1 protein-coding gene is annotated in these 548 nt (G+C 44.5%); it reads right to left on the bottom strand.

Annotated elements, in window-relative coordinates; genetic code table 11:
* On the bottom strand, positions 1–548 hold a 548-nt coding region (locus R8N49_RS29695), incomplete at both ends, for a cryptochrome/photolyase family protein (RefSeq protein WP_318190772.1).

The raw sequence follows: 548 nt of genomic DNA, 5'->3' as shown, positions 1-548 counted from the left end.
ATATCTTTCACTTTCAGTTTATTACGGTTGTTGGCATCGTAATTCCACTTTTCACCCACTGGCTTACCGTCTTGCATCAAAATATCAAAGCGCTTGCGCATCCGTCGGTAAAAGTGCTCCATCATAACGTGTTTGCCTTGCGGGAACTGCTGTTCTATTTCTGCAAAAGGCAGTAAAAAATGCTCGGTATCGACGCAACGTTTGACAACACCTTCTAATTTCAACTTGGTCAGTTGTTCCAACAGTCGATATTCATCAGGCCGTTGATACTCAAATTTGCTTGCCCCTACTTCACGAACGTAGTGCTGCAATACTTGGTCAAGATCGTCAAAAGCGGCAGTGTCATCCAACGTTAGATGCAGAACATGATGCCCTTCTTCTTGCTTCTCTTGAGCAAAAATAGCCATCGCGGAGAAGAAGGCGCACACCTTTTGAATGTGATGCGTAACGTAAGTATTTTCTTGCTTGAGCTCAGCAATCAAGTAAAGCACGGTATCATCCGCTTGCTGAAACCAAGAATGCTCGCTGTTGAGTTGGTCGCCGAGAAT

This window comes from Vibrio sp. 1978 (genome assembly GCF_033344345.1).
Note: the sequence above shows the minus strand (reverse complement) of the source record. Positions and strands in the feature narration are given on the sequence as shown.